The sequence below is a fragment of the Acinetobacter sp. YH12069 genome, from assembly GCF_013419675.1.
Classification (GTDB): Bacteria; Pseudomonadota; Gammaproteobacteria; order Pseudomonadales; family Moraxellaceae; genus Acinetobacter; species Acinetobacter amyesii.
This window is the reverse complement of the sequence record NZ_VOZS01000053.1, coordinates 1-1896: the sequence shown is the minus strand read 5'-3', so window position 1 is coordinate 1896 and position 1896 is coordinate 1. Positions and strand designations below refer to the sequence as shown.

General features: G+C 56.2%; 2 protein-coding genes. Both read right to left on the bottom strand.

The window, feature by feature from the left end; all coding sequences use genetic code 11:
- Positions 1 to 272: 272 nt before the first annotated feature.
- Positions 273 to 815: an AAA family ATPase gene (locus FTU16_RS16360; RefSeq protein WP_000587837.1), complete on the bottom strand. Its 543-nt coding sequence runs from the start codon at positions 813 to 815 to the stop codon at positions 273 to 275.
- 12 nt (positions 816 to 827) lie between these two features.
- Complete coding sequence (aac(3)-IId, locus tag FTU16_RS16355; protein ID WP_000557454.1) at positions 828 to 1688, bottom strand: aminoglycoside N-acetyltransferase AAC(3)-IId; 861 nt, start codon at positions 1686 to 1688, stop codon at positions 828 to 830.
- Positions 1689 to 1896 lie beyond the last annotated feature (208 nt).

Below are 1896 nucleotides of genomic sequence, written 5' to 3'. Positions count from 1 at the left end.
GTACCAGCGTACGGCCCACAGAATGATGTCACGCTGAAAATGCCGGCCTTTGAATGGGTTCATGTGCAGCTCCATCAGCAAAAGGGGATGATAAGTTTATCACCACCGACTATTTGCAACAGTGCCCGAAAATCTGCTTCTCTGTGAGAGTACGGGTTCGAGTCCCGTCGTCCGCACCACAAAGCCAAACATCCCTGCGATGATCGACCTCTGGGCGTTTGGTCGTGAGCCCGCCACCCTCGCGCTACGCTTTGCGCAGGCGTCGAAGGCGATCAGGTGCGCCCATCGATTCCGTCGAGCACCATCGCTGCGAGTTCATCGCTGGTGTGTGCACCACTATCGAGAACACGGGTTGTGCATGGAAGCCGTTCCCTTGCGGCCAAGCATCGGGCGACATTCGCTAATCGCCACTCTCGAATCTCCGCATTTCGATTCGGGTCAGGATGCATGGTCTGGTTCGCGATCCGGTGACGCAATAGGTCCTCGTTGAGCGTCAGAAAGATGTGCAGCAGCTGATCGTCGATCCGCCTTACCCCGTCGAGTATCTCAGTCAGATAGTCCGGGTGCACGAGCGTCATTGGGATGATGATGTCCTGCGAGTAATTCCTTCGAATCTCCCTGACCGCCGCGATCGTAAGTCCCCTCCACAAGGGGAGATCCTGATAGTCTCCGCTCGCTGGCATGGGGACCGTTTCTTTCACCACGAACCCGATTTCCTCGGGGTCAAAGATCAGCGATTTGGAACGCCGATCGCGCAGCCGCTTAGCGAGCGTCGTCTTTCCGGCGCCGAAAGGTCCGTTGATCCAGATTATCATTGTCGACGGCCTCTAACCTGAAGGCTCGCAAGAGCGCTCGACGGCCTCGTGCGGAGGCACGATCGGAGTGGTTCCGAAATGCTTCTCAAGATAGGTGACGCCGAACGTCACGATGTCCTGCGCGTCGAACAGGTAGCACTGAGCAAAGCCCACGACACCTTCTCGATGGCGACCGAGCTTCACGTAAGCATTTGCTATAGTTTCAACCGCATCCGGCTTTCCTTCGATAGCAAAGCAATCGAGAATGCCGTTTGAATCGTAATCCGATGCCGTTTTCCAGGCGACTTCACCGTCTCTTCCAAGCATCGGCATCTCATACGTCACCCACCGTTTGTTGGGGATATCGGCAACCGCCTCGGCGTAGTGCAATGCGGTAACGGAGTTTAGCGGCGCACCCAACAGCAGGGCCTTCCCGCCAAGGCGAACGAACCGCTCGACGGGCGATCCTTCCCCCAAGGCGTGACCGAGTTCGTGAGGCTCCGTCAGCGTTTCAGCCAGCGGACCAACCGCGACCATCGATGCATCGGGGTGCGCGCTGCGCCGCGCGCCGGGGGCTTGAACCAGAAATTGATTCAGCAGGCCGAACCCACGGTAAGTCCCGGCTGTTGCGGGATCGAACGGCAGCCAGGTACGGCGGGCTTCGTCATCCAGCCGAGCGCCATTCAGAGTCTCCTCGTAGGGTGATCGGTCCCACGACGCGTATCCCATCACAGTGCCAGTCGGCCCAACCGCGGAGCGTAACGCGGCAACGACCGTCTCCGCTCCTCCTTCGACCGGACCAATCGCTTTAAGTGAGGCATGCACCATCAAGAGGTCACCGGTTTGGACTCCGAGTTTTTGAAGCGCCTCCGTTATTGCCTTCCGCGTATGCATCGCGATATCTCCTCTAAACTGCAAAACACTATACCTATCGAGATATCACTCTACTATACCTATCGAGATATAGAGGTGGTCCCACTTGTTTGAACAACTAAAAGCGTATTTATAAGTGATATTCCGCTCTAGTTAAGCCACCTTGTTTTGTTGGGGTAGCTGATCATAGTAAAACTCATTTGGTGTCATTTTGTCTAGACTCGAATGA

What these genes read in the sequence shown, in the direction of transcription:
- FTU16_RS16360 (WP_000587837.1), bottom strand. Translation starts at nt 815, where the DNA reads ATGATAATCTGGATCAACGGACCTTTCGGCGCCGGAAAGACGACGCTC.